Origin of the sequence: Streptomyces sp. NPDC052107, assembly GCF_040680215.1 — a bacterium.
Classification (GTDB): Bacteria; Actinomycetota; Actinomycetes; order Streptomycetales; family Streptomycetaceae; genus Streptomyces.
In genome coordinates this window covers 225,519-252,360 of the sequence record NZ_JBFAWG010000004.1, presented here as the reverse complement: position 1 = coordinate 252,360, position 26,842 = coordinate 225,519, and the positions used below count along the sequence as shown (strand labels likewise).

Here is a 26,842-nt window from a genome sequence, read left to right as displayed (position 1 = left end):
TCACTGCTGTTCCCGGTGCTTACTCGCCCAGGGACGTCATCACGTGCTTGATCCGCGTGTAGTCCTCGAAGCCGTACGCCGACAGGTCCTTGCCGTAGCCGGACTTCTTGAAGCCGCCGTGCGGCATCTCCGCGACCAGCGGGATGTGGGTGTTGATCCACACGCAGCCGAAGTCGAGCTTCTTGGACATGCGCATCGCGCGGGCGTGGTCCTTGGTCCACACCGAGGAGGCGAGGGCGTACTCCACGCCGTTGGCGTACTCGACGGCCTGGTCCTCGTCGGAGAAGGTCTGGACGGTGATGACCGGGCCGAAGACCTCCTTCTGGATGATCTCGTCGTCCTGCTTGACGCCGGAGACGACGGTCGGCGCGAAGAAGTAGCCCTTGTCGCCGACGCGCTTGCCGCCGGCCTCCACGCGCGCGTGGGCGGGCAGCCGCTCGATGAAGCCCTCGACCTGCTTGAGCTGGTTGGGGTTGTTCAGCGGGCCGAAGAGCACGTCCTCGTCGTCCGGCTGACCGGTCTTGGTGTCCTCGGCGGCCTTCGCCAGCGCGGCCACGAACTCGTCGTGGATCGACTCGTGCACGAGGACGCGGCAGGCGGCCGTACAGTCCTGGCCGGCGTTGAAGAAGCCCGCCACGGAGATGTCCTCGACGGCCTTGGCGATGTCGGTGTCCTCGAAGACGACGACCGGGGCCTTGCCGCCGAGCTCCAGGTGGACCCGCTTGAGGTCCTTCGACGCCGACTCGGCCACCGACATGCCGGCGCGGACCGAGCCGGTGATCGACGCCATCGCCGGGATGTCGTGCTCGACCATCAGCCGGCCGGTCTCACGGTCGCCGCAGACGACGTTGAAGACGCCCTTGGGCAGGACCGAGCCGATGATGTCGGCGATCAGGACGGTGGAGGCCGGGGTGGTGTCCGAGGGCTTGAGGACCACGGTGTTGCCGGCCGCGATCGCGGGGGCGAACTTCCACACCGCCATCATCATCGGGTAGTTCCACGGCGCGACCTGCGCGCAGACGCCGACCGGCTCACGGCGGATGATCGAGGTCATCCCCTCCATGTACTCGCCGGCCGAGCGGCCCTCCAGCATCCGCGCCGCGCCCGCGAAGAAGCGGATCTGGTCGACCATCGGCGGGATCTCCTCGGAGCGGGTGAGCCCGATCGGCTTGCCCGTGTTCTCCACCTCGGCCGCGATGAGCTCCTCGGCGCGCTCCTCGAACGCGTCAGCGATCTTGAGGAGGGCCTTCTGGCGCTCGGCGGGGGTGGTGTCGCGCCAGGCCGGGAAGGCGCGGGCGGCGGCCTCCATGGCGGCGTCCACGTCCGCCCTGCCGGACAGCGGCGCGGTCGCGTACGCCTCGCCCGTCGCGGGGTTGACCACCTCGGTGGTCCGTCCGTCGGCGGCGTCCCGGAACTCACCGTCGATGTAGTTGCGCAGACGACGCAGCTCGGTGCTCACTGCCGGCCTCCTGATCTGGTTCTTTGCGTCCACTCACTGAGACACCCACCCTAGCCGCCGGGCCCACGTTTTCAACACCCCCACGGCCACGTCTTCTGCGAAATCCGCACGACTGTGAGTCTCAAACAACGGATTTCATCGATCGGGGCTTGCGAAACTGTCGAGACCTCGTGCACAGTGAGGTCGTGGCCAGTCGAAGCGCAGACCAGAGGGACTCCACCCGCGAGTCCAGGAACGGCGGCACCCCCCAGCTGGATGCCGTCTCCCTCGCCATCATTCAGCAGCTCCAGGAGGACGGCCGCAGGCCGTACGCCGCGATCGGCAAGGCGGTCGGGCTCTCCGAGGCGGCCGTGCGCCAGCGCGTCCAGAAGCTGCTGGACCAGGGCGTGATGCAGATCGTCGCCGTCACGGACCCGCTCACCGTGGGCTTCCGCCGGCAGGCGATGGTCGGGATCAACGCCGAGGGTGATGTCGAGAAGATCGCGGACGCGCTGACTGACATGTCGGAAGTCGAGTACGTGGTGATGACCGCGGGCTCGTTCGACATCCTCGCCGAGATCGTCTGCGAGGACGACGACCACCTGCTGGACGTCATCAACAAACGCATCCGGTCCCTGCCCGGAGTGCGCTCCACCGAAAGCTTCGTCTACCTGAAGCTGAAGAAGCAGACCTACATGTGGGGAACCCGATAACCGTGAGGACCCGATAACCGTGAGCACCAAGGACCTCAGCCGCACCGCGTACGACCACCTGTGGATGCACTTCACCCGCATGTCCTCGTACGAGAACTCCCCGGTCCCGACCATCGTCCGGGGTGAGGGCACCTACATCTACGACGACAAGGGCAAGCGCTACCTCGACGGTCTCGCGGGTCTGTTCGTGGTCCAGGCCGGTCACGGCCGTACGGAACTGGCCGAGACCGCGTTCAAGCAGGCCCAGGAGCTCGCCTTCTTCCCGGTGTGGTCCTACGCCCACCCGAAGGCCGTCGAGCTGGCCGAGCGCCTGGCCGACTACGCCCCGGGCGACCTGAACAAGGTCTTCTTCACCACCGGCGGCGGCGAGGCCGTCGAGACGGCCTGGAAGCTCGCCAAGCAGTACTTCAAGCTCAAGGGCAAGCCGACCAAGTACAAGGTCATCTCCCGCGCGGTCGCCTACCACGGCACCCCGCAGGGCGCCCTGTCCATCACGGGTCTGCCCGGCCTGAAGGCACCGTTCGAGCCGCTCGTCCCGGGCGCGCACAAGGTGCCGAACACCAACATCTACCGCGCGCCGATCTTCGGTGACGACCCGGAGGCCTTCGGCCGCTGGGCCGCCGACCAGATCGAGCAGCAGATCCTCTTCGAGGGCCCGGACACCGTCGCCGCGGTCTTCCTGGAGCCGGTGCAGAACGCCGGCGGCTGCTTCCCGCCGCCGCCCGGGTACTTCCAGCGCGTGCGCGAGATCTGCGACAAGTACGACGTGCTGCTCGTGTCGGACGAGGTCATCTGCGCCTTCGGCCGCCTCGGCACGATGTTCGCCTGCGACAAGTTCGGCTACGTCCCGGACATGATCACCTGCGCCAAGGGCATGACCTCGGGCTACTCCCCGATCGGCGCCTGCATCATCTCCGACAAGCTCGCCGAGCCGTTCTACAAGGGCGACAACACCTTCCTGCACGGCTACACCTTCGGTGGCCACCCGGTCTCCGCCGCGGTGGGTCTGGCCAACCTCGACCTGTTCGAGCGCGAGAACCTCAACCAGCACGTGCTGGACAACGAGGGCGCGTTCCTGCAGACGCTGCAGAAGCTGCACGACCTGCCGATCGTCGGCGACGTCCGCGGCAACGGCTTCTTCTACGGCATCGAGCTGGTGAAGGACAAGAACACCAAGGAGTCCTTCAACGAGGAGGAGACCGAGCGCGTCCTGTACGGCTTCCTCTCCAAGGCGCTGTTCGACAACGGCCTGTACTGCCGTGCCGACGACCGCGGCGACCCGGTCGTCCAGCTCGCCCCTCCGCTGATCTCCAACCAGGAGACCTTCGACGAGATCGAGCAGATCCTGCGCGCGACGCTGACTGAGGCGTGGACCAAGCTGTAGTCCGCATTGCTGTAGTCGCATCCATCCGATCAGCTGATCGACACCGGCCCCGGTGCCGTCCGTTCGAGTGAGAACGGCGGCCCGGGGCCGTGTGCTGTCCGGCCTCCCGGCGACGGCTGCCTAGCGTGCCAGTGACCGATCGGCCCAGCCTTCGTTCCCCCACACGAGGGACGAGGCACGGGAAAACGGATCAGAACCGAGGAGTACGCCCATGGAGGCCCCGCCGGACAACGACGTGCTCTGGGCACGCTCCCTGCACTTCACGCACCCCGACGGCTCCCCCGGGGTCACCGGGATCTCGCTCGGCGTGCGCGAGGGCGAGATCCTCGCCGTCACCGGCCCGCGCGGCAGCGGCAAGACGACCCTGCTGCGCTGTCTGTCCGGCCTGGTGCCGGTGCGCAGCGGCGAGGTGTGGTTCAACAGCGTGCCCATGCACACCCTGGGCCCGATGCACCGGGAGCGGCTGCGCCGGGACCGCTTCGGCTGGATCGACCCGGCGCCGGTGCTCGTCCCCGAGCTGAACGTCTGGGAGAACGCCGCGCTCCCGCTGATGCTGCGCGGTACCGGCCGCCGCAGGGCCAAGGTCGCGGCGCTGGAGTGGCTGGAGCGGCTCGACGTCGGCGACCGGGCCCGCAACCGCCCGCACGAACTCCAGCAGGCCGAGCGCCAGCGCGTCTCCATCGCCCGGGCGCTGGCCCCGGCCCCCACGGTCCTCTTCGCCGACGAGCCCACGGCTCCGCTGCACCGCGCCGACCGCAACCACGTGCTGCGCACCCTCACCACGGCCGCCCGCTCGCACGGCATCACCGTGGTCCTCGCCACGCACGACCCCGACACCGCCGCCCTCGCCGACCGCACCGTGGCCCTGCTGGACGGCCGGCGCGTCAGCACCGTGCACCTGCCCGACGCCCCCGAGACGGAAGGCCGCGCCGCGTGGTCACTCTCCGTCTGACCGGGGCGGCCCGGCCCGCCGTCCAGCTGCGCCGCCTGCTGGTGGCCGCGGCCTCGGCGGGCACCGGCTTCCTCCTGCTCTCCTGCTTCGGCTACGCCCTGAACCACCCCGAGGCCGCGGACGCGGCCGCGCTGCGGCTGTCCTGGTGTGCGGTGCCGCTCGCCGCCACCGTGTACTTCGCCCTCGCCGTCGCCCGCACCGACCCCGGCACCCGGCCACGCACCGGCCTGTCCGCCGTGGGCCTCGGTCCGGCGCGCCTGATGGCGATCTCCGCGCTGACCACGGCCCTGTCCTGCACCGTGGGCTCGCTGCTGGCCCTGCTGGCCTTCCTGCACCTGCGCGGCAACCTCACCGGCCTGCCCTTCGACGGCGCGGCGACGGACTTCCTGGCAGCGGGCAAACACCTCCCCGTCCCGGCGACCCTGACCCTGCTGGGCCTGGTCCCGGCCGTCGCCTCGACCACGGTGGCCCTGACCCTGCGCCCGAAGGACCCCCGCCCTGCGACCCCGCTGCTGCGCGGGTACGGGCGCTTCGGGGCGTACGGCTACTCGGTGGCACGCGAGCCGTTCGGGACGTACGGCAGGTTCGGGGCGCGGTCGCGGCCGGGGGCCGGGGGCCCTCGCGACGAGCACGGACAGGTGGACGACGGCGAGCAGCCCGGCCGTCGGCCCGCGCGCGGTCGTTCCGCTGGGGCGGCCGCCGACCCACAGCACGGCGGCCTGCCGCCGGCGCCGGCCGGCGACGCCGACGCCGAAACCCCGACTCCGGACGACAGCCTGGCCGCCGTCATGCCCGGCCCCCAGCACACCGCTCCCACCGGCCTCCCCTGGGGCATCGCCCTCCTCGCCACCGGCCTCGCGGCCCAGTCCTACGCCGACCACTCGAACGCCGCCGTACTCCTCGGCCGCCTCCTCACCGCGACCGGCCTGGTGCTGGCCGCCCCCGGCCTGACCCACCTGTGCGGCCGACTCCTGCAGGCCTCCCGCCCCGGCGCCCTCCGCCTCCTGGCCGGCCGGGTCCTCATGACGGAGGCCACTCGCATCGGCCGGCCCCTCGGCGTCGTCTGCGCGGTCGGGTCCGCCGGTTACGCCATGACCACGCTGTACGCCGGCTCGGCACCGTCGTTCGGCCCCCTGACCACCCTCGGCGCGCTGCTCGTCACCGGCTGCACGGTCGCCACCCTCCTCACCGCGGCCGTGGAGACCCGCCAGTGCCGGGCCGACACGACCGCCGCGCTGCTGCGTCTCGGCGCCCCGGCCTCGACGCTGCGCGCGGCCGCGGCCCTGCGCGCGGCGGCCCTGCTGGCGCTGTTCGGCCCGCTCACCCTCGCCGTCGCCGCCCTGGCGGCCCTCTCCGTGGACCGGTGAAAAAAGTTCCGCGGCGACCGATGAGTTCTCCGGGGACCCCCGGTCTACCCACCGAACACACTGACTTCGGCACGAGCGAACCACGTCGGGAGAGACACCTCATGTACCAGCAGATGATCTTCGTGAACCTGGCCACCAACGACGTCGAGGCGTCCAAGAACTTCTTCACCGAGCTCGGCTACACGATCAACCCCCAGTTCAGCACCGACGACTGCGCCTGCGTCGTGATCAGCGACACGATCATCGCGATGCTGCTCAGCAAGCAGCGCTACGCCGACTTCACGAAGAAGGAGATCGCCGACTCCTCGAAGACCAGCGAGGTGCTGATCTGCCTGAGCGCGGAGAGCCGCGAGAAGGTCGACGAGCTGGTGGGCAAGGCGGTCGCGGCCGGCGGCACCGCCAACCCCGACGTCCAGGACCAGGGCTTCATGTACGGCCGTTCCTTCGACGACCTCGACGGCCACAGCTGGGAGGTCGTGTGGATGGACCCGGCGGCGATCGAGGGCTGACGCCTAGCATGGGCGGGTGCATCCGACACCCGCCCAGCCGAACCGTGCCGCCCGCGACCGTGAGATCGAGTCCCTCGCCGAGTTCGACGAGGTCGTCGCCGAGCACGGCACACTCGCCCAGTACCGCGTCCAGGCCGTCGATCTGACGAGCCGTACGGACATCCTGCTCACCACCGACACGACCGGCGCCGTCTTCCTCGGTTGTCCCATGAACGCCGAGGCGGCCGCCGGGGTGCGCGCCTCCGGGGCCCTGGTCTTCCCGCCCGTCCCGGGGCTGCCGTTCGACCCTTACCGCGGTTTCGTCTACGCGCCCGGCGAACTCTTCGACTCGCTCGACGAGGGCTACGAGGCGACTCCGGACGCCCGGGCCTACGCCTGGTTCCAGCAGACCAAGGCCGACGGCGACATATTCGCCTCCATGCTCCGCTCGATCCACGACGACGCCGTCTCCGACGCCCTCGACGAACTCCTCGTCGGCGCCCGGGTGGTGGGCGTCATGGGCGGCCACGCGATGGCCCGCGGTACGGCCGAGTACGCCGGCGCCGCCCGGCTCGGCCGGGAGCTGACCCGCGACGGGTTCACGGTGGCCACCGGCGGTGGGCCCGGTGCGATGGAAGCCGCGAACCTCGGCGCGTACGCGGCCCCGTTCCGCGACGAGATGCTGCACGACGCCCTCCGGCTCCTGGCGAAGACCCCCTCTTTCCGGCCGTCCGTCACCGACTGGGCGCGCGCCGCCTTCGAGGTCCGCGAGCGCTGGCCGGGCGGCGGCGCTTCGGTGGGCATCCCCACCTGGTTCTACGGCCACGAGCCGCCCAACGCCTTCGCCGCGCACACGGCCAAGTACTTCGCCAACGCCACCCGCGAGGACGGCCTGCTGGCCCGCTCCAACGCCGGGGTCGTCTTCCTGCCGGGCGCCGCCGGGACCGTACAGGAGGTCTTCGACAACGCGACGCCCAACTACTACGAGTCGCGCGGTGAACCGACGCCCATGGTGCTGGTCGACGAGGCGCACTGGACACGGGAGTTGCCCGCCTGGCCGCTGTTGCGGGCACTCGCCCGGGGCCGGTCGATGGAGTCCCGTATCGCCCTGGTTGACCGGATCGAGCAGGCTCCGGAGGCGATCAAACGTCTCGGCGCGTAATAAGCAAGTAAAGCCAACGGTCGTTGACGGCATATGCATTGACACTGCTTACGGAGCGCTTATAGACCTGTGAGCCACTTGGGGGTGGTGGGGCACTCGCCTCATCTCGTGCCTCAACGCCCCCTGAACCCCCCGCAGTTGCACTCTGTAAAGGACAAACGTTGTCCATATCTCACCGTGGCGTACGCCGTTCCGTGCGCATTCTGGGTGTCGCCTCCGCCTCGACCGCGGTCGTGCTGGGTCTGTCCAGCTCCGCGCTCGCGTGCAACATCCGTGACTTCAAGGCCGAAGCCAAGTGCGACGGCGACAAGGGCGTCATCGTCGTCACCGACACCGACCGCTCCGGCACCCCCGCCACCGTCACCGTGTTCCTGAAGGACAGCGGCGGCGTGGAGACCCAGGTGGGCAAGCAGGAGGTCAAGGGCTCGGCCGAAGGCACTCCGGTCAGCTTCCCTGAGGACTGGAAGCCCAGCGCGACCTACCGCGTCCACATCAAGGCGGCCAACATCGTCGACGAGGACATCCAGCCCGACCTGGTGACCGCGTCCACCGCCTGCAAGACCGACAGCCCGACCCCGACCCCGCCGGCCTCCTCGACGCCGAAGCCGTCGCCGTCGACGTCCGCCCCGGCCGAGTCGGCCACCCCGACCCCGTCGGCCTCCGAGTCCAGCTCCGCCCCGGCGGGAACGTCGAGCAACGCGCCGTCCCCGGCGGCCGGTGACTCGAACCTCGCCGAGACCGGTGCCAACTCCAACACCGGCCTGATCGCCGGCATCGCGGGCGCGCTGGTCGTCGTCGGCGGTGGCGCGGTCTACTTCGGCATGCGCCGTCGTGGAGCCCGCGGCAACGGCTGACGCCTCGCCCGCTCTCACCAGTACGCCACCGCGGCCCGTCCTCCTATCCCCAGGGGACGGGCCGCGGTCGTGTGTCAGCCGAAGGTGGCCTGCTTCAGCCAGAACTCCAGCAGCTCACGCTCGCCGAGGACCTCCAGGCCGGGGGTGTCCAGCGGCAGCCGGTTGTAGAAGGCGAGCAGCACGGAGGTGAGCGGGCCGCGCAGGGCGACGGTGGCCTTCTCGTGGCCACGCCGCCAGCTGACGCCGTCCTCGCCCAGCTCGACGAGCCACTCGGCGTTCAGCGCGGGGTCGGCGTCGGTGGCGTGCAGATGGATGCTGCGGCCCGTGCCGCGCAGTTCCGTGGCCCACTTCCGCGCCCCTGAGCGCTGCACCCACTCCACGAGCTGCAGCCACTCGTCCAGCGCGTCGGCGGCGACCTCGGGCGCGACCTCGTAGGGCACCCCGACCGTGAGCGCGGCGTCCGCGCGGTGCACGGTGATCTCGTGGGTCATCCGACGGGCCCAGAACCCGCTCGTGGCCGTGCCGGTCCAGGACCACACCTTGGCGTCGGGACCGGCCTCGCGCAGCGCCCCGACGACCAGCTCGCCGGTCTCCGCGAGCCATGCGTCGAGGGCTGCCGCGTCCCCCTCGGCGTCCGGTCCCGCGCCGAGCGGTACCTGCTCGTGCGGGACCATCTCCTGGGCCCGCGTCCCCACGAGCGTGGCCACCCAGCGCAGGGCGCCGCCCATGTGCCGTACCAGCCGTTCCAGCGTCCACTCCGGGCAGGTCGGCACGGTGGCCGTCAGATCGGCGCCGGAGGTCAGCAGGGCCCGGAACCGGCCCACCTGGTCGGCGATTTCGTCGCAGTAGCGCTCATGCGCGAGCAAGGTCATGAGCCTCACCCTAGGGGCGCGCCGATCAGTCGAGCACGACGATTTCGGCCGCGTCGAACTCCACGCCCACCCCGTCCCCGACCTCGGGCGCGTCCCGCAGCGCGCAGGCCGCCTCCAGGCGCGGCCCGTCCGCCGGCTGGAGGTGGACGGCCACATGGGTGCCCTTGAAGGTGCGCGCGGTCACCGTGCAGGGCAGGCCGGTGTCGGCCGCCACGAGCCGCACCCCGGCGGGCCGGACGAGGAGCGTGCGGCTGCCCTGCGGGGAGCCGTCGGGGACCGGCAGCTTGCCCCAGGGGCTGTCGGCGGCCGTGCCGGCGACGGTCGCCGGGACCACGTTGTCGAAGCCGAGGAAGCGGGCCACGAACGCGTCGGCGGGCCGCTGCCACACCTCAAGAGGCGTGCCGGACTGGGCGATCCGTCCGTCCCGCATCACCACCACCCGGTCGGCCAGCGCGAACGCCTCGCCCTGGTCGTGGGTCACGGCGAGCACGGTCGTACCCAACCGGCGGAAGAGTTCGCGGAGTTCGACCACCAGTCGTTCGCGCAGGGAGCGGTCGAGCTGGCCGAGCGGTTCGTCGAGCATGAGCAGCCGGGGCCGGGGAGCCAGCGCCCGGGCGAGGGCCACGCGCTGCTGCTCACCGCCGGACAGGGAGGCCACGGCCCGCCGGGCGGCCCCGGGCAGCCCGACCAGGTCCAGCAACTGCCCGACCTCGGCGTCCCGTTCGCCCTTGGCGACGCCGTGCATGCGCAGTCCGAACGCCACGTTCGCGCCGACGTCCCGCTGCGGGAAGAGCTGGTGGTCCTGGAACATCAGGCCGACGCCCCGCCGGTGCGCGCGCACGCCCGCATGGTCGCGGCCGTCGAGCAACACCCGTCCGCCGGAGAGGGGCTGGAGCCCGGCGACCGCCCGCAGCAGGGTCGACTTCCCGCTGCCGCTGGGGCCCAGCACACACACCACCTCGTGCTCGGCGACGTCGAGATCGACCGCGTCGAGCACGGCCCGCCCGCCGAAGCGCACGGTCGCGGCATCGAGGCTCAGCAGCATCTAGAACTCCCCCGTCCGGTCGGTGCGCAGCCGCTCCAGGAACAGCAGCGCGGCGGCGCACACCACCATCAGAATGGTCGAAAGGGCCATCGCCTGGCCGTAGTTGAGGTCTCCGGGGCGGCTGAGCAGCCGGGCCACGGCGACCGGGAGCGTCGGGTTGTCGGGCCGGGCGATGAACACGGTCGCCCCGAACTCGCCGAGCGAGACGGCGAAGGCGAACCCGGCCGCGACCAGCAGCGCCCGCCGCACCAGCGGCAGGTCCACCTCCCGCCACACCCGCCAGGGCGAGGCCCCGAGCACGGCGGCGGCCTCCCGGAGGCGTACGTCCACCGCGCGCAGCACGGGCAGCATGGTCCGTACGACGAAGGGGGCGCCGACCAGCGCCTGCGCGAGCGGGACGAGGATCCAGGACTGTCTGAGGTCCAGCGGCGGCTTGTCGAGGGCGATCAGGAAGCCGAAGCCGACGGTCACGGCGGAGACGCCGAGCGGCAGCATCAGCAGCGCGTCGAAGCCCCGGACCAGGCGGCCGGCGTCCCGGCGGGCCAGCGCGGCGGCCGCGAGACCTCCGATCACCACGGCGACGGCGGTGGCGGCGACGGCGTACTGCAGCGAGGTCCACACCGCGTGCGCGGGCGCCACCAGGAACGTACCGCCGTCGGGGTTCGTCAGCGCCCGGTAGTAGCCGAGGCCCGGCGCGTCCAGGGAGCGGCGGACCAGCACGGCGAGGGGCAGGACGAGAAGCAGCGCGATGGTGACGAGGACACCGGCGAGCAGGGCCCACTGACCGGCGCCGCGCGGGCGGCGGGCGGCCGTCTTCGGGTCGACGAGCCGCAGAGCGGTCTCCCGGCGCCGTACCGTCCAGGCGTGCACGGCGAGGATCAAGCCGACCGCGACGAACTGGACGAGGGTGAGGACGGCGGCCGCGGAAAGGTCGAAGACCTCGGACGTCTGTCGGTAGATCTCCACTTCGAGGGTGGAGAAGGTGGGGCCGCCGAGGATCTGCACGATGCCGAAGGAGGTGAAGGTGAACAGGAACACCATCAACGCGGCGGCGGCCACCGCGGGTGCGAGCGCCGGGAGGGTGACCCTCCGCCAGGCGCCGAGCGGAGACGCGCCCAGCATCCGGGCGGCCTCCTCCTGCCGGGGGTCGAGCTGGGACCACAGCCCGCCCACGGTCCGTACGACGACCGCGTAGTTGAAGAAGACGTGGGCCAGCAGGATCGCCCACACCGTGGTGTCCAGCCGTACGCCCCACAGGTCGTCGAGCAGCCCGCCGTGCCCGACGAGGGCGAGGAACGCGCTGCCGGCGACGACGGTCGGCAGCACGAACGGGACGGTGACGACCGCTCGCAGCACCTGCTTGCCCGGGAAGTCGAGACGGGCGAAGACGTACCCGGCGGGCAGCGCGAGCAGCAGGGTGAGCCCGGTGGAGGCGAGCGCCTGCCATGTGGTGAACCACAGCACGTGCCGGATGTCCGGCCGCGTGACCACGTCCGCGGTCCGCCCCAACTGCCAGGCGCCGTCCACCTTCAGCCCGCGCGCGACGATCGCGGCCACGGGCCAGGCGAAGAACAGCGCGAAGAACGCGACGGGCAGGGCCATCAGCCCGAACCGCGCCGCGCTCCCGCGCCGGTCCCTCGTGTCGGGGGCTACTTCAGTACGAGCGAGGTCCACGACTTGACCCACTGGTCACGGTTGGCGGCGATCTTGCCGGGAGCCATGGTCTCGGGGTGCTCGGCGGCCTTGCCGTACTCGGTGAACTCGGCGGGAACCTTCGCGCCCTCGACCACCGGGTAGACGAACATGTTCAGCGGCATGTCCTCCTGGAACTCCTTGGAGACCAGGAAGTCGATGAACGCCTTGGCGCCCTTGGGGTTCTGGGCGTTGCTGAGCAGCCCGGCGAACTCGATCTGCCGGAAGCAGGTGCCGTACGACACCCCGGTCGGAGCGGTGCTGGGCCGCTTCTTGGCGTAGATGACCTCGGCGGGCGGGGAGGAGGCGTACGAGACAACGAGCGGCCGGTCACCGCCGGCCTTCTTGCCCTCCGACGAACCCGAGAACTCCTGGTAGTACGCCTGCTCCCAGCCGTCGACGACCTTGACGCCGTTGGCCTTGAGCTTCTTCCAGTAGTCCTGCCAGCCGTCGTCTCCGAACTGGGCCGCGCTGCCGAGCAGGAAGCCGAGGCCCGGCGAGGAGGTGGCGGCGTTCTCGGTGACGAGGAGGTTCTTGTACTCGGGCTTGGCGAGGTCGGCGAAGGACTGCGGCGGGGTCAGCTGGTGCTTGCTGAAGTAGGCCTTGTCGTAATTGACGCAGATGTCGCCGTAGTCGACGGGCGTGACCCGGTGCTTGTCCTGGTCGAGCTGGTAGGCGGCGCCGGCCTTGTCGAGGCCCTTGGCGGTGTACGGCTGGAAGAGGCCGTTGTCGAGGGCACGGGACAGCAGGGTGTTGTCGACGCCGAAGAAGACGTCGCCCTGCGGGTTGTCCTTGGTCAGGATCGCCTTGTTGACGGCCTGCCCGGCGTCGCCGTCCTGCAGATTGCGGACCTTGTACCCGGTCCGCTGCTCGAAGTCCTTCAGCACGTTCTTCGAGATACGCCACGAGTCGTGGCTGACCAGGGTGACGGTCTTGGAGTCCGCGGACGACTTCGTGTCGGTCGAACCGCACGCGGACAGGCCGATCAGGCCGAGCCCGACCGCCACGGCCACGAAGGTCTTGTTGTGCACTGGATGTCCTCCTGGGGGTTGGCCAGGAAGAGACGCGGCCCTGCCCGGGCCTTGTGTGTGGAAAGGACCCGGGCAGGGCGCAACAGCTTGAGTGATGACCGAACTTCCTACCCAGAATGACCTGGGCGAGGTTCAGAGGGTCTGCGGCCCTGTCCGCCGCACTCTCAGCGCTGTGGCGCTCCCCTGTCGGAATATGAAGATATGTGGACCCGGCCAGATTACCGCTCGGTGGCAGCGAGCTGACCACAGGCTCCGTCGATCTCCTGGCCACGGGTGTCCCGGATGGTGACGGGCACGCCGTGGGCGGCGATGGCCTCGACGAACGCCTTCTCGTCCTCGGGCCGCGAGGCGGTCCACTTCGACCCCGGCGTCGGGTTCAGCGGAATGAGATTGACGTGCACGGGCTTGCCCTTGAGCAGCCGGCCCAGCCGGTCGCCGCGCCACGCCTGGTCGTTGATGTCCCGGATCAGCGCGTACTCGATGGACAGCCGGCGCCCGCTCTTCTCGACGTACTCGAACCCGGCGTCCAGCACCTCGCGCACCTTCCAGCGCGTGTTCACGGGGACGAGGGTGTCGCGCAGCTCGTCGTCGGGGGCGTGCAGGGAGATCGCGAGCCGGCACTTGAAGCCCTCGTCGGCCAACCGGTGGATGGCCGGCACGAGCCCGACGGTGGACACGGTGATCCCGCGCTGCGACAACCCCAGCCCGTCCGGAGCCGGATCGGTCAGCGCCCGAATGGCACCCACGACACGCTTGTAGTTGGCGAGCGGCTCGCCCATGCCCATGAAGACGATGTTGGAGAGCCGAGCGGGCCCGCCGGGCACCTCTCCGTCCCGCAGCGCCCGCATCCCGTCCACGATCTGATGGACGATCTCGGCTGTGGACAGATTCCGGTCGAGCCCCGCCTGCCCGGTCGCACAGAACGGGCAGTTCATCCCGCAGCCCGCCTGCGAGCTGATGCACATGGTGACCCGGTCCGGGTACCGCATCAGCACGGACTCCACGAGGGTCCCGTCGAACAGCCGCCACAGCGTCTTGCGGGTGGTCCCCTCGTCGGTCGACAGATGCCGCACGACGGTCATCAGCTCGGGGAACAGCGCTTCCTGGAGCTTGGCACGCGATCCGGCGGGGATGTCGGTCCACTGCTCCGGGTCGTGCGCGTACCGCGCGAAGTAGTGCTGCGAGAGCTGCTTGGCGCGGAACGGCTTCTCCCCGGCCTCGGCCACCGCGTCCTTGCGCTCGGTGGGCGTGAGATCGGCAAGATGCCGCGGCGGCTTCTGAGCTCCGCGCGGGGCGACGAAAGTGAGTTCTCCGGGCTTAGGCATGGCGTTACCAGTGTCGCAGATCCAAATGGGTGACCTGCGGCTGCGGCTCGCTACGTCAGTCGTCAGTAGGCGTCACCGGTCGCTGCTGAGCGGCTTCGGGCGGCCCAGGGACGGCCCAGGGGCGATCACTCGTCGGCTGCCCGCCACTCGTCGAGCCGGACCCTGACCTGGTGGTTGTAGGCGTGCCTGAGGCCCTCACCACTGACGAAGGCGCCGAGGGCCGGGAGGTCCATTCCCCGCGGCATGGACGTGATCTCCGCCAGCGCCATGGCGTTCGGCACGCGATCTATACGTATGAGGATTCCGATGGGCCCCGCGACCGATGACTTCGCCAGTGATCCGCGTCCCCACAGGCAGGGCCGCGACAGTTGCCGCCCAGCTCTCCCGCACCACGTCGACGGCCGGCACCTCGGGACCGCCCGCAGCAGGCGGCCGAGTGCGGTCACCGTCCGCGCTCGTTGCACGAGCAGCCCACCTCAGGGAAACCAGGCGGGCGGCTTCGCGGGCTCAGCACAGCCGTCGCACGGCGACCCGGCCCGTGCGACGGCTCCGAGGGCAAAGCAGTCCCCGGTAGTGCTGCGCGTGTCCTGGAGCTTCAGTCGTCACTGTCATTCCGGTATCGCGCCGGCTTGCCGGGGGCCTGAACCACATCCTGTCCAAGTCGCTCCGTCGACTAGACGTCCTCATCGACTTTGTAACTCTTTCGGTGTTATGGCCTATTAATCACAATGCACCGGATATGGCCCTAGTCAATAGGACTTAGGTAAATTTTTAAGGATTCGGCGGGTGTGTGACTCCCTCTCGGTTCCGGCGCATGCCCTACCCGTCACGTGCCTGCCTCCACGATGACGCCGAAGAATCGAACACATGCTTGAATTTTGCGGTGCGACCGTTCCTCGACGACCTCGCCCAAGCACGGTAGGAGTGACGCGCCACCTACCGGCAGCTCGCCACGCGGCCCGGCCGGACCGAGCTGCGAGGGCGTCTGTGCCAGCTGTCGGGCACGACTGCTCTTCCCGCCTGATGCACCGCGGCTCCGGGCGATCCTCGCCTTCCTCGAAAAGCAGATCGCCGAGAGCGAGACTGTCGGCATCTCCCCGCGCCTCCAGCGCGACACCGTACGGGAGGCACTGACCCGCGCCGAAGACCGGTCGGCGCCCACTGGCGCCCGTCCGACCGAACCTGTCCGTCGCTCGGCCGCACTGCACTGCGAGCTTCCCGGTCGGGACGACGGTCCACTTCAGCGCTACAGCTGACGCGGGTTCTTACGTCAACTTCCCCCCCGACCCGAATCCCGTGACCATACGGACCGGCCACAACTACACGGGGGTTGTGTTCTGTCCGAACGACGGCCTCTGTTCCGCAGGCTAGTCGCCCGTCGCTGTTCGGTGTGTGACCGCGCCACCCCGCCCCCTGAAGTGGCCTGGGTGCCCTGCCACGTTGGGCACTCGGGCCAGATTTCGAGCAGGGGCAGACTCGTTACGGGGGTGGACGAGCCTCCCCCCGCGTATCGGCGCCCGCGCGCCTCCCCCGGAGTGGCAAGCGCCATGACCCCGCCCGGGGTCACTGTCTTCAGCGGCCCGTGTGGCCGGGGTGTCACGGGTGACGGCCGAAGGTTGCGGGATCAACCCCCTTGTAAAGGCCCGCAACACAGTGTTCCTGGAGATCCCCCTCGAAGGCTATGGGCACGGGACGGTCGCCGTTGCTGCGCCCTGTGAAGTTCTGCCGGGGAACGGTCGGGTTTCCTGATCGGCCCTTGTCCGGCTCCCTGCCCTGCCGTAACCACGAGTCCATGAACCTTTTCGGCCGCAACTCCTTCCACCGGCGCGCGCAGCAGTCCGCCGCGCCCGTGGCGACCGCCGTCCCGGCGGCCGGTGCCACCGCCACCGCCGTTCTGCCCGATCCCGAGCTGGCGGGCCTCACCGGCGAGTGGCTGATCGATCCCGCGCACAGCAGGATCGGGTTCTCCGTGCGGCATGCGATGGTGACGACGGTGCGGGGCGCGTTCACCGAGTACGAGAGCCGTCTGTACTTCGACGGCCGTGAGCCGACCCGCTCCCGGGCCGACATCGTGCTGTACACGGCCAGCGTCGACACGGGTGTCGAGCAGCGCAACGCGCACGTGATCGGCCGGCAGTTCCTGGACGCCGGGGCGCACCCGCGGATGACCTTCACGAGCACGGCCGTGCGGCTGGCGGGCCAGGACGTCTACCGCATGACCGGCGACCTCACGATCAAGGACACCACCCGTCCCGTCGATCTGGAGCTCACCTACATCGGTCACGTCATCGACGCGTTCGGTGACGAGCGGGTCGGTTTCGACGGCACCACCACCATCAACCGCTCCGACTGGGGGCTGTCCTACGACGCGCGGCTGGCCCAGGGCGGGGCCATGGTGAGCGAGAAGGTCCGCCTGCAGTTCGACATCGCCGCCATCCGGGCCACCGCCTGAGGAGCTTCCGGCTAGCCGGCGGCGTGCTCCAGCCGCTCCTTGAGCAGCCGCTCGTTCTCCGGGAGTTCCCTGCGGACCTGGGGGCGTACGACGAGCGGGATCAGCACCCTGCCGACGCCGCGGCCCTCGAAGTCCAGGTCCATGGTCACGCGCGTACGGCCGTCGGGGAGCGGGACGACCTCGCCGTGGACCCGGCCCCGGACCGGACCGTCGATGCCCTGCATGCTCCACGAGCGCGGCGGTTCGAACTCGGTGACCCGCATGGTCAGCGGCACGTCGCGGCGGCCGACGTGGCGGGTGATCCGGAGCCGGGACCCGAGTCCGAAGGGGCTGTCGTCGAGTTGCTCGACCGACACCGCGCTCTTCTGCCATTCCGGCAGGTGGGACGGGTCGCTGAGGTACGCCCACACGTCACCGGGACTCCGGTCGACGTCGATCTCCTCATGGAAGGCGGACATCACGACCTCCTTTCCCGGACAGAGGGCTCGTCTCCAGATCGTCCCACCTCAAGGGCCGTACGACCAACGTCGACGGGCCCCCGTCCTGCCCGCAGGACGGGGGCCCGGAAGCCGTACGACACGAGGCTCACGCGGAGCCCGACCCGTGGCTCACGCGGAGCCGACGAAGAGCACCAGCAGGAGCCAGACCACCGGGGCCGTCGGGAGGAGCGAGTCGAGGCGGTCCATGATGCCTCCGTGCCCGGGGAGCAAGGTGCCCATGTCCTTGATGCCCAGGTCGCGCTTGATCATGGATTCGCCGAGGTCGCCCAGCGTGGCGCTGGCGGCGACCGCGAGGCCCAGCAGCAGGCCCTGCCACCAGGTGCCGTCGTGGATCAGGAACTGCATGCACAGCGCGCCCGCGACCATCGCGAACAGCACCGCGCCCACCAGGCCCTCGCGGGTCTTGCCAGGGCTGATGCGCGGGGCCAGCTTGTGCTTGCCGAACCGCCAGCCGACCGCGTAGGCGCCGGTGTCACTGACGACCGTCAGGAGGAGAAAGGTGAGGACCCGCCAGGGGCCGTCGGACGCGGTCAGCATCATCGCCACGAACGTGGCCAGGAACGGCACGTAGAACGCCGCGAACACGCCCGCCGTGACGTCCTTGAGATAGCCCTCCGGCGACTCCGTCATGCGCCAGACCAGGGCTGCCAACGCCGTCAACGCCATGGCGACCCAGGCGCCCTCGGCGCCGCGGACGTACCCCGCGACCACCATCGCCGCACCGCCCACCGCGAGCGGCACCAGCGGCGCCTTGATGTCCTTGCGCTCCCGCAGCCGGCTGGTCAGCTCCCACAGGCCGACGACGACCGCGACCGCGATCACCCCGACGAAGACGGCCTTCTCGACGAACAGGGAGGCGACGATCACCACACCGAGCCCGATCCCGACGCCTATGGCTGCGCTCAGGTCACGGCCCGCGCTCTTCTTCTGCGGCGCTGGGGCCGGCTGGTGGGCGTCGGGCATGGGCTCCGGATTCTGGCTCTCGGCCGGGAGGGTGCGGGCCTGAGGGGGCTCAGGGCGGAACTCGTCGTGGAATCCCTGGAACAAGGGGCCGCTCCGGCGAGCGGCCCCCCGGTCGCCATCCTGGTCTCCGCCGTAAGCGTTTCCACCGTACGCGGGGTCCTCGGGCACGATGGGCATGGGGCGAGTCTGCTGCGCCTCAGGCGCATCGTACGCGGGACCCGCCGGGCCGGCCCCCGGGACAGACTGGGACGGCCCGCCCTCGGCGGGTCCCCAATACCCGGCCTGGCCCGCCGCGGGCGGCGCCCCCCAGGAAGAGTCGCTCATCAGACTTCGAGCAGCTCCGCTTCCTTGTGCTTCAGGAGCTCGTCCACCTGGGCGACGTACTTCGCCGTGGTGTCGTCCAGCTCCTTCTCCGCACGGCGGCCCTCGTCCTCGCCGACCTCGCCGTCCTTGATCAGCTTGTCGATGGCGTCCTTCGCCTTGCGGCGCACGGACCGGATGGAGACCTTCGCGTCCTCACCCTTGCCCTTCGCGACCTTGATGTACTCGCGGCGGCGCTCCTCGGTCAGCTCGGGGAACACCACACGGATGATGTTGCCGTCGTTGCTGGGGTTGACCCCCAGGTCGGAGTCGCGGATCGCCTGCTCGATGTTGCGCAGCGCGCTCTTGTCGAACGGGGTCACGACCGCCATGCGCGGCTCCGGCACGGAGAACGAGGCCAGCTGGTTGATCGGCGTCGGGGCACCGTAGTAGTCGGCCACGATCTTGTTGAACATCGCCGGGTGCGCACGGCCGGTACGGATCGCGGCGAAGTCCTCCTTGGCGACCACGACGGCCTTCTCCATCTTCTCCTCGGCCTCGAGGAGGGTCTCTTCGATCACCACTTGCTCCTGCGTGTCTTGAGTAAGGCCCGGCTGCGGTTCCTCTGGCGGGCGGCGGCCGGCTGCGTCGCGTCTTCTTCCTGCACGGTTCCCGACCGGCAGGACATTGTCCATCCCCCGGCCAGGGTCAGGCCCCTTACGGGGCCGCACACCACCGGCCGGGTTGATGCCGGGTCAGTCTCGGCTGCCCTGGTCACCCACCAGCGTGCCGATCTTCTCACCCTTGACGGCACGGGCGATATTGCCCTCCGCGAGGAGCTCGAAGACGAGGATCGGGAGCTTGTTGTCACGGCACAGCGTGATGGCGGTGGCGTCGGCGACCTTGAGGTCGCGGGTGATGACCTCGCCGTAGCCGAGGGCGTCGAACTTGACGGCGTCCGGGTTGGTCTTGGGGTCGGAGTCGTAGACCCCGTCCACGCCGTTCTTGCCCATGAGCAGCGCCTCGGCGTCGATCTCCAGGGCGCGCTGGGCGGCGGTGGTGTCGGTGGAGAAGTACGGCATGCCCATACCGGCGCCGAAGATGACCACGCGGCCCTTCTCCAGGTGGCGCACGGCGCGCAGCGGGATGTACGGCTCGGCGACCTGGCCCATGGTGATGGCGGTCTGCACTCGGCTGTCGATGCCCTCCTTCTCCAGGAAGTCCTGGAGGGCGAGGCAGTTCATCACGGTGCCGAGCATGCCCATGTAGTCGGAGCGGGCGCGGTCCATGCCGCGCTGCTGGAGTTCGGCGCCGCGGAAGAAGTTGCCGCCGCCGATGACGACCGCGACCTCTGCCCCGTCACGGACGACGGCCGCGATCTCCCGGGCGATCTTGTGCACCACGTCCGGGTCCACGCCCAGGCCCCCGCCACCGGAGAAGGCCTCTCCGGACAGCTTCAGCAGAAACCGGCCGCGTACTTTGCCGTCGTCGCTCTTCTGGGCCTTGGTGGTCATGGGAGATCCCGCCTCTTTCACGTGTTGCACATACGAAGAAGGCCATTGCCGGTGGGGTCGCTTTTCGCTCCCATACGCGGCAATGGCCTCCTCGTCAGATCTGCTGCCGTCCGCCCCACCCCGGGGTGTGGCGGTGTGCGCGGACGACTGCTGTCGACCCTACCGAGAATTTCCCGCGGGTCGCGCGTCGATCGCGGAACGGGCTCAGATGCCGACCTTGATGCGCGAGAAGCGCTTCAGGGTGACACCGGCCTCGTCCAGCACCTTCTGGACCGACTTCTTGTTGTCGAGCGCGTACGGCTGGCCGAGCAGCGTGGCGTCCTTGAAGAAGCCGTTGAGACGACCCTCGACGATCTTGGCGATCGCGGCCTCGGGCTTGCCCTCGGCGCGGGTGGTCTCCTCGGCGATGCGGCGCTCGGACTCGACGACGTCGGCCGGGACCTCGTCCTTGGAGAGGTACTTCGGCGCGAAGGCGGCGATGTGCTGGGCGACGCCCTTGGCGACCTCGGAGTTCGGCTTGTCGAGCTCGACCAGGACACCGATCTGCGGGGGCAGGTCGGGCATGGTGCGGTGCATGTAGGCGAGCACGAAGCCGTCGGAGAACTGCGCGAAGCGGTCCAGGACGATCTTCTCGCCGAGGTTGGCGTTGGCCTCGTCCACGAACGCCTGGACGGTCTTGCCGGGCTCGATCTCGGAGGCCAGCAGGGCCTCGAGGTCGGCCGGGTTCGTCTTGGCGACGTGCTCGGCGATGGCCTTGGCCACGGCCTGGAACTTCTCGCCCTTGGCGACGAAGTCCGTCTCGCACTTCAGCTCGACCAGGACGCCGGAGGAGTTGTCGTCGGCGATGATGGAGACCACGGCGCCGTTCTCGGCGGAGCGGCCCTCGCGCTTGGCGACGCCCTTCTGGCCCTTGATGCGCAGCGCCTCGACGGCCTTGTCGACGTTGCCCTCGGCCTCGTCCAGCGCCTTCTTGCAGTCCATCATGCCGGCGCCGGTGAGCTCACGGAGCTTCTTGACGTCGGCGGCGGTGTAGTTCGCCATGAGTCTGTGAGTCTTTCTCGAAGTCTGGAAGATCTTCAGGTCCACACGGTTGCGTTCCACATGTAGCCGCGGAACGCGTACGTCGTGCCGACCTGCGGGTGAACAGCGGGGGCGGACTTCACCGCGCCGGAGGCGCTGTCGGATGCAGTGCCGCCCCCGCCGTCGAACGCTGACGTACCGGCGTCAGGCCTGCTCGCCCTCCGCGGCCTTCTCACCCTCGGCCGGAGCGGCCTCGGCGGCCGGAGCAGCCTCGGTGGCGGCCTCGGCGGCCGGAGCGGCCTCGGCGGCCGGAGCCTCGTCCTTCTTCTCACCCTCGAGCAGGTCGCGCTCCCACTCGGCGAGCGGCTCGCCCGCGGCCTTCTCGCCCTTCTCGCCGGTGGCGACGCCGGAGCGGGCGATGAGGCCCTCGGCGACGGCGTCGGCGATCACACGGGTGAGCAGGGTGACGGAGCGGATCGCGTCGTCGTTGCCCGGGATCTTGTAGTCGACCTCGTCGGGGTCGCAGTTGGTGTCGAGGATCGCGACGACCGGAATGTTCAGCTTCCGGGCCTCACCGACGGCGATGTGCTCCTTCTTGGTGTCCACGATCCAGACGGCGCTCGGCACCTTCTGCATCTCGCGGATACCACCGAGGGTCTTCTCCAGCTTGGCCTTCTCGCGCGAGAGCACGAGAAGCTCCTTCTTGGTCAGACCGGACGCGGCGACGTCCTCGAAGTCGATCTGCTCGAGCTCCTTGAGGCGCTGCAGACGCTTGTAGACGGTCGAGAAGTTGGTGAGCATGCCGCCCAGCCAGCGCTGGTTGACGAAGGGCATGCCGACGCGGGTGGCCTGCTCGGCGATGGCCTCCTGCGCCTGCTTCTTGGTGCCGACGAACATGACCGTGCCGCCGTGGGCGACGGTCTCCTTGACGAACTCGTAGGCGCGGTCGATGTACGACAGCGACTGGAGCAGGTCGATGATGTAGATGCCGTTGCGCTCGGTGAAGATGAAGCGCTTCATCTTCGGGTTCCAGCGACGGGTCTGGTGACCGAAGTGGACGCCGCTCTCCAGCAGCTCCCGCATCGTGACGACGGCCATGGCCGTATCTCCTTGAGTTTCTCGGTTGTGCCGCGGGGACCGGACGGCTCCCGCGCCTGACGCCCGCGACGCGCCTTGCCGCGAAGGACCGAGAGGCGCTGACACCGACCGTTTGACGGCCCGGTGTCGGGGCGTGCGAAGTCGACCCGGTGACCCGGATCGCCAGAAGAAGTGTACGGGACCGCCGGGCCACCGGGTGACGCCGCTGTCCACAACCGGCGGGTTGTCCACAGTCTCCGGCCGTGACCGGCGGGGTGCGGGACGGTTGTCGCATGCGAGAAGCGATGCGATATGTCCTGCTGTCGGTGGGTCTGCTCCTCGGCCTGCCCCTGGCCTGCCTGGCCGCCCTGGTGCCCTGCCGGTCCTGGGCGGACACCCCGCCGGCGGCCCCCGCACCGCCCCCACAGGCCCCGGTCCCGCCCCTCGCGCGCGTCTGGCCGGTGGGCGTCCGGCCCCTGGTGTTACGGGGCTGGGAACCACCGGCGACGGTGTACGGCCCCGGCCACCGGGGCGTGGACCTGGCGGCGCCGCCCGGCTCCGCCGTACGGGCGGTCGCCCCGGGCCGGGTGTCCTTCGCGGGGCGTGTGGCGGGGAAGGGGGTGGTCTCCGTGGAGCTGACGGGCACGGATCTTCGAACGACGTATGAGCCGATTACCCCGTCGGTCCGGAAGGGGGAGGAGGTGAGGGCGGGAGAGACGGTGGGCACGGTGGAGGCGACCGGCTCCCACTGCCCGGCCACATGCGTGCACTGGGGCCTGCGCCGAGGGGAGACCTACCTGGACCCTCTGTCGCTGCTACCGCCGTGGCTCCTGCACAGGGGGCCACCGAGACTGCTGCCGGTGCTGGAGGTACCACTGCCGTCCTAGCTGCGTAGCTACGGGCAGTCGTGCCGCTGGGGCGGCACGGGTGGACACTGGGGTCCCCCACTGGGGGGAAGGCACCCTGCCGGCGCCGGCAAGCCCCCCCCCCGCCGCCCAGCGACAGCCGGCGTCAGCCCTTCACACCCCGCAACACCATGGCCACCGCGGCGTCCGTCACCACCGCAGGATCCTCCGCGGCCCCCAGCTCGATCCGCCGCACCGCCGCGTCCACGACCCCCTGCAGCAACATCGCCGCCAGCCGAGGCTGCTCATGCGCCATCTCCCCGAGCGCCTCGGCGATCATCGCGACGAGCCCGCCGTGCGCCGCCCGGATCTTCTCCCGCGCCCCGGCGTCCAGCTCACTCGCGGAGATGGCGACGACCGCCCGATGCCGCCGGTCCCCGACCAGCGCCAGTTGCTGCCGCACATACGCCTCGACCTTGCCCTCGGCGGACTCGGCCCGCTCCATCGCGGCCGCCACCTCCGCCGCCCACAGCGGGAAGTCGACCTCGCACAGCTCCTCGACCACGGCGGCCCGCGACCGGAAGTACTCGTACACGGACGAGCGCGCCAGCCCGGTCCGCTCGGCCAGCGCGGGAAACGTCAGCGCTTCCGTCCCGCCCTCGGACAGCAACGACCGAGCCGCGTCCAGCAGGGCGGCTCGCTGCATCGACCGGTGCTCGGCCACGGAGGCCGCTCGAATCCTTGGCACGTCAACCACTTTACGGACGCCCCCAGCCGAACGGGAGCCGCTCGCCGCGACGGCACCGACCGCGCCGCCGGCCTCAGCGCCCGAAGCTCGCCAGCTTGGCCCGCAGCTGCAGCACCGACTTGGTGTGGATCTGGCTGACCCGGCTCTCGGTGACCCCGAGGACGTTGCCGATCTCGGCGAGCGTGAGCCCCTCGTAGTAGTACAGCGTGACCACGGTCTTCTCCCGTTCGGGCAGCGTGTTGATCGCCCGAGCCAGGAAGCGGCGCAGCTCCCGGTCCTCGGCCACTTCCACGGGGTTGTCCGCGGCGGTGTCCTCCAGCGTGTCCATGAGGCTGAGCCGGTCCCCGCCCTCACTGCCGACGTGCAGCAGTTCCTCCAGCGCGACCACGTTGGCCAGCGACAACTGGCTGAACACGGCGTGGAGTTCGTCGACCTCCATGCCCAGCTCGGTGGCGACCTCGCCCTCCGTCGGGGTGCGCCGCAGCCGCGCCTCCAGGGTGGCGTAGGCCCGCTCCACGTTCCGCGCCTTCTGCCGTACCGATCGCGGGATCCAGTCCAGCGCCCGCAGTTCGTCGATCATCGCGCCGCGGATCCGGGTGATCGCGTACGTCTCGAACTTGATCTCCCGGTCGATGTCGAACTTCTCGATCGCGTCGATCAGCCCGAAGACACCGGAGGAGACGAAGTCGGCCTGCTCGACGTTGGGCGGCAGGCCGACGCTCACCCGGCCCGCGACGTATTTCACGAGCGGCGAGTAGTGCAGGATCAGCTGCTCCCGCAGCCGGTCGTCCCCCGTCGCCTTGTACGACCGCCACAGCTCGTCGAGCGTCGAGGGAGCGGGCGGCCGCACGCTGCCACCGTCGCGGGCGGCTGGGGGGATAGCCGCCCGGTCGGACCCGGAGGTGTGCTGGGGCATTCGTCGCCTTGTGCCGTTCTGCCGTGAGGTGCTGCGAAGTGGGAGGGGCTGGGGTTCGTGGGGCGATGTGGGCTGCCTGGGTGAGCTGTCGGTCTGGTGTCGAGTTGGCGCGATCTGTGTCGGCGCCCTCGTGAGCGTAGCGTGACTGAGGTGTCGCGGTGTGCGAACAGTGAGGCTCCACCCGTGCGCGGGGCGCTCCCGCCGGCGTCGCGCGCGGGTCCCGCGGCTCGCTCTGTGTGACCGGCCGGAGCGTCAACTCCGGGAAACCTCAAGGGCGTCGGTGGTTCCCCCGGACGGCCGAACACGCTCGGTCAGCACGGACCGCGACCGGCGCGGACGGACATCACCGCCTGGCGTGTCAACTTCCAGCCATCGCCATGTCGTTCGACGTAACCAAGTGCTCGTAGTTCGTACAGTCTCGCGATCGCCTCGTCCCGGGTGGTCGGCGTGCCGAGCGCGATCTCCTCGACGGTGGCCGCGCGGTCTCCGGGCAGGGCGGCGAGGACGGCCCGGGCGGCGGGTTCCAGCAGGTCACGCGGGAGCACGGGCCCCTTGCGGGGTGGGGCCAGCTCACCCATGTCACCCACGAGTTCGACGACTTCCGCGGCGTCGGTGACGAGAGCGGCCTCTCCACGCAGCAGTTCGTGCACGCCGGCGGAGAGAGCGCTGGTGACGGGGCCGGGTACGCCCATGGTGAACCGTCCGAGGCGTCCCGCCGCCCGCGCGGTGGCCAGCGAGCCGCTGCGGCAGGCGGCCTCCACGACGACGGTGCCCCTGGTCAGCGCGGCGATGACACGGTTGCGGAGGATGAACCGGCTGGGCGTCGGATGGTCGCCCGGGGGCAGCTCGCCCACGACCAGTCCCTGTTCCGCGATCCGGCTGATCAGGGCGGCGTGGCCGCGCGGGTACGGCCGGTCGACGCCGCAGGCCAGGACGGCGACGGTGGCTCCGCGGGCGGCGAGCGCGCCTCGGTGGGCGGCGCCGTCGATGCCGTACGCGCCACCCGACACCACCACCCAGCCCCGCTCGGCGAGGCCGCCGGCGAGGGTGGCCGCGACGTGGGTGCCGTACTCGGTGCACGCCCTCGCACCCACCACGGCGACGGACCGAAGCGCCCACATCCGCAGACTGGCCCGCCCGCGCACCCACAACCCCAGCGGCCGGGCATCCCCGAGATCATCGAGCTGCCCGGGCCACTCGGCGTCCCCGGGCCCCACGAACCGCGCCCCGGCCTTGGCGGCCACCGCGAGATCTAGCTCCGGCTCGGCCCGCCGGGCCCGCGCGACCAGCCCGGACCACCGCGCCTCACTCACCCCCGGCAAGGCCAGCGCCCCCTCCCGCAACCGCCGCACCACCTCCCCCACCCCGAACTCCCGAACCCACCGCCCACCAGCCTCGTCCCCCGGCTCGATCACCCGGCAGAGAAGGACCCGTCCGAGCAGCTCGTCTCGGGCCTCCTCGCCGGTGGTCATGTCAGCGCCCCGATGGCCATCGGCACCCCGCGCGGCACTCCGGTGCGCAGTTGCAGGGCCAGGGCGACGTCGGTGGCGTCCGGGCGGTCGTGTCCGACGAGGTCGGCGACCGTCCAGGCGACGCGCAGAACCCGGTCGATGCCTCGGGCCGTGAGCAGACCCCGCTCCAGGTTGCGCTCGGCCTCGTCCATCGCGCCGGCGACGGGGTGGTAGCGGCTGCGCAGTTCGCGGCCGGGGACCTCGCTGTTGGTGCGCCAGGGCATTCCGGCGAGCCGGGCCGCCGTCCGCTCGCGGGCCAGCCGTACCCGCTCGCCCACGGTCGCCGTGGACTCGCCCCGGGCGCCGGGTTCGACGAGCTGGGCCCGGGTGACCGGATCGACCTCGACGCGCAGGTCCACCCGGTCCAGCAGCGGACCGGAGAGCCGGGACTGGTAGCGGCGGATCGCCGACGGCGGGCACTCGCACAGGGAGTCGCGTTGCGAGAAGCGTCCACAGGGGCAGGGGTTGGCCGCCAGCACCATGAGGAAGCGCGCCGGGAAGCGGACGACGCCCGCGCTGCGTGCGATCACGACGTGGCCCGACTCCAGCGGTTCTCCAGACACTCTGTTGTGTCTCATCTGGGTGACTCCTGAGCAGGCCCCGTACCCCTGGTAGGGCGCTTCCGTTGGCTCTTGACGTACACGCGAACGCGCACAACCGCGTACGCCGAGGC

At 70.5% G+C, this 26,842-nt stretch carries 25 protein-coding genes, 1 pseudogene and 1 riboswitch; of the genes and pseudogenes, 9 read left to right on the top strand and 17 right to left on the bottom strand.

Features of this window, described 5'->3' with window-relative positions; all coding sequences use genetic code 11:
• Positions 1-19: 19 nt before the first annotated feature.
• Positions 20-1,459 (bottom strand): gamma-aminobutyraldehyde dehydrogenase, encoded by a 1,440-nt coding sequence (locus tag AB0M27_RS06640; RefSeq protein ID WP_365718595.1) that lies wholly within the window; start codon positions 1,457-1,459, stop codon positions 20-22.
• A gap of 170 nt (positions 1,460-1,629) precedes the next feature.
• Here AB0M27_RS06640 and AB0M27_RS06635 point away from each other — a divergent pair, with 170 nt between their 5' ends.
• The 7 genes from AB0M27_RS06635 (at position 1,630) to AB0M27_RS06605 (ending at position 8,358) form a co-directional block, all read left to right on the top strand.
• The gene (locus tag AB0M27_RS06635; RefSeq protein ID WP_323376913.1) at positions 1,630-2,151 is read left to right on the top strand and encodes an Lrp/AsnC family transcriptional regulator; all 522 of its coding nucleotides are present in this window, start codon (positions 1,630-1,632) and stop codon (positions 2,149-2,151) included.
• A 19-nt stretch (positions 2,152-2,170) separates the two neighbouring features.
• Entirely contained in the window at positions 2,171-3,535 is a 1,365-nt protein-coding gene (locus AB0M27_RS06630; RefSeq protein WP_365718593.1) for an aspartate aminotransferase family protein, read from the top strand.
• A gap of 211 nt (positions 3,536-3,746) precedes the next feature.
• A complete protein-coding gene (locus tag AB0M27_RS06625) occupies positions 3,747-4,487 on the top strand; it encodes an ATP-binding cassette domain-containing protein (protein WP_365718591.1) in 741 nt (246 codons plus the stop codon).
• Entirely contained in the window at positions 4,469-5,854 is a 1,386-nt protein-coding gene (locus tag AB0M27_RS06620; protein WP_365718589.1) for a hypothetical protein, read from the top strand. The genes AB0M27_RS06625 and AB0M27_RS06620 overlap by 19 nt, the downstream gene beginning before the upstream one ends.
• A gap of 101 nt (positions 5,855-5,955) precedes the next feature.
• A complete protein-coding gene (locus tag AB0M27_RS06615) occupies positions 5,956-6,363 on the top strand; it encodes a VOC family protein (protein ID WP_365718587.1) in 408 nt (135 codons plus the stop codon).
• 16 nt (positions 6,364-6,379) lie between these two features.
• Entirely contained in the window at positions 6,380-7,504 is a 1,125-nt protein-coding gene (locus tag AB0M27_RS06610) for a Rossmann fold nucleotide-binding protein (RefSeq protein WP_365718585.1), read from the top strand.
• Positions 7,505-7,665: 161 nt separating this feature from the next.
• On the top strand, positions 7,666-8,358 hold the full coding sequence (locus AB0M27_RS06605) for an LAETG motif-containing sortase-dependent surface protein (protein ID WP_365718583.1): 693 nt from the start codon (positions 7,666-7,668) through the stop codon (positions 8,356-8,358).
• Between the two features lie 74 nt (positions 8,359-8,432).
• Here AB0M27_RS06605 and AB0M27_RS06600 read toward each other — a convergent pair whose 3' ends face one another.
• The 6 genes from AB0M27_RS06600 to AB0M27_RS06575 all read right to left on the bottom strand — a co-directional run bounded on the left by AB0M27_RS06600 (position 8,433) and on the right by AB0M27_RS06575 (position 14,604).
• Positions 8,433-9,230 carry a maleylpyruvate isomerase family mycothiol-dependent enzyme gene (locus AB0M27_RS06600; protein WP_365718582.1) on the bottom strand — a complete coding sequence of 266 codons (798 nt, stop codon included), beginning with the start codon at positions 9,228-9,230 and terminating at the stop codon, positions 8,433-8,435.
• A 25-nt stretch (positions 9,231-9,255) separates the two neighbouring features.
• Complete coding sequence (locus AB0M27_RS06595; protein ID WP_365718580.1) at positions 9,256-10,275, bottom strand: ABC transporter ATP-binding protein; 1,020 nt, start codon at positions 10,273-10,275, stop codon at positions 9,256-9,258.
• Positions 10,276-11,877: an iron ABC transporter permease gene (locus AB0M27_RS06590; protein WP_365718578.1), complete on the bottom strand. Its 1,602-nt coding sequence runs from the start codon at positions 11,875-11,877 to the stop codon at positions 10,276-10,278.
• A 47-nt stretch (positions 11,878-11,924) separates the two neighbouring features.
• The gene (locus AB0M27_RS06585; protein WP_365718576.1) at positions 11,925-12,998 is read right to left on the bottom strand and encodes a thiamine ABC transporter substrate-binding protein; all 1,074 of its coding nucleotides are present in this window, start codon (positions 12,996-12,998) and stop codon (positions 11,925-11,927) included.
• An 86-nt stretch (positions 12,999-13,084) separates the two neighbouring features.
• Positions 13,085-13,193, bottom strand: a riboswitch (TPP riboswitch).
• Positions 13,194-13,216: 23 nt separating this feature from the next.
• Positions 13,217-14,323, bottom strand: coding sequence for a 23S rRNA (adenine(2503)-C(2))-methyltransferase RlmN (gene rlmN / locus AB0M27_RS06580; protein ID WP_365718574.1), 1,107 nt, complete (start codon positions 14,321-14,323; stop codon positions 13,217-13,219).
• A gap of 125 nt (positions 14,324-14,448) precedes the next feature.
• Positions 14,449-14,604, bottom strand: coding sequence for a hypothetical protein (locus AB0M27_RS06575; protein ID WP_365718572.1), 156 nt, complete (start codon positions 14,602-14,604; stop codon positions 14,449-14,451).
• A gap of 1,511 nt (positions 14,605-16,115) precedes the next feature.
• Between AB0M27_RS06575 and AB0M27_RS06570 the strand changes: the two genes are divergently transcribed.
• Positions 16,116-16,775: a YceI family protein gene (locus AB0M27_RS06570; RefSeq protein ID WP_365718570.1), complete on the top strand. Its 660-nt coding sequence runs from the start codon at positions 16,116-16,118 to the stop codon at positions 16,773-16,775.
• Positions 16,776-16,786: 11 nt separating this feature from the next.
• On the opposite strand, the gene AB0M27_RS06565 is transcribed toward AB0M27_RS06570, so the two are convergent.
• The 6 genes from AB0M27_RS06565 to rpsB form a co-directional block, all read right to left on the bottom strand.
• A complete protein-coding gene (locus tag AB0M27_RS06565; protein WP_365718568.1) occupies positions 16,787-17,233 on the bottom strand; it encodes an SRPBCC family protein in 447 nt (148 codons plus the stop codon).
• Between the two features lie 150 nt (positions 17,234-17,383).
• Positions 17,384-18,562 (bottom strand): phosphatidate cytidylyltransferase, encoded by a 1,179-nt coding sequence (locus tag AB0M27_RS06560; RefSeq protein WP_365718566.1) that lies wholly within the window; start codon positions 18,560-18,562, stop codon positions 17,384-17,386.
• Entirely contained in the window at positions 18,562-19,119 is a 558-nt protein-coding gene (frr, locus tag AB0M27_RS06555) for a ribosome recycling factor (protein ID WP_014675285.1), read from the bottom strand. The genes AB0M27_RS06560 and frr overlap by 1 nt, the downstream gene beginning before the upstream one ends.
• A 174-nt stretch (positions 19,120-19,293) precedes the next feature.
• On the bottom strand, positions 19,294-20,052 hold the full coding sequence (gene pyrH / locus AB0M27_RS06550; protein ID WP_365718564.1) for a UMP kinase: 759 nt from the start codon (positions 20,050-20,052) through the stop codon (positions 19,294-19,296).
• A 204-nt stretch (positions 20,053-20,256) separates the two neighbouring features.
• Complete coding sequence (gene tsf / locus AB0M27_RS06545; protein ID WP_365718562.1) at positions 20,257-21,093, bottom strand: translation elongation factor Ts; 837 nt, start codon at positions 21,091-21,093, stop codon at positions 20,257-20,259.
• Positions 21,094-21,276: 183 nt separating this feature from the next.
• A complete protein-coding gene (gene rpsB / locus AB0M27_RS06540; protein ID WP_365718560.1) occupies positions 21,277-22,170 on the bottom strand; it encodes a 30S ribosomal protein S2 in 894 nt (297 codons plus the stop codon).
• Between the two features lie 272 nt (positions 22,171-22,442).
• On the opposite strand from rpsB, the gene AB0M27_RS06535 reads away from it, so the two are divergent.
• Positions 22,443-23,036: a M23 family metallopeptidase gene (locus AB0M27_RS06535; RefSeq protein ID WP_365718558.1), complete on the top strand. Its 594-nt coding sequence runs from the start codon at positions 22,443-22,445 to the stop codon at positions 23,034-23,036.
• A gap of 124 nt (positions 23,037-23,160) precedes the next feature.
• On the opposite strand, the gene AB0M27_RS06530 is transcribed toward AB0M27_RS06535, so the two are convergent.
• The 4 genes and pseudogenes from AB0M27_RS06530 to AB0M27_RS06515 all read right to left on the bottom strand — a co-directional run.
• Positions 23,161-23,718 carry a helix-turn-helix domain-containing protein gene (locus AB0M27_RS06530; protein WP_365718738.1) on the bottom strand — a complete coding sequence of 186 codons (558 nt, stop codon included), beginning with the start codon at positions 23,716-23,718 and terminating at the stop codon, positions 23,161-23,163.
• A gap of 97 nt (positions 23,719-23,815) precedes the next feature.
• Entirely contained in the window at positions 23,816-24,658 is an 843-nt protein-coding gene (gene whiG, locus AB0M27_RS06525; protein ID WP_365718556.1) for an RNA polymerase sigma factor WhiG, read from the bottom strand.
• Positions 24,659-24,969: 311 nt separating this feature from the next.
• Positions 24,970-26,130, bottom strand: a complete 1,161-nt coding sequence (dprA, locus tag AB0M27_RS06520; RefSeq protein WP_365718554.1) for a DNA-processing protein DprA — start codon at positions 26,128-26,130, stop codon at positions 24,970-24,972.
• Positions 26,127-26,723 (bottom strand): annotated as a pseudogene (locus AB0M27_RS06515) (ATP-binding protein); the annotation flags it as partial. The pseudogene AB0M27_RS06515 and the gene dprA, both read right to left, overlap by 4 nt.
• Positions 26,724-26,842 lie beyond the last annotated feature (119 nt).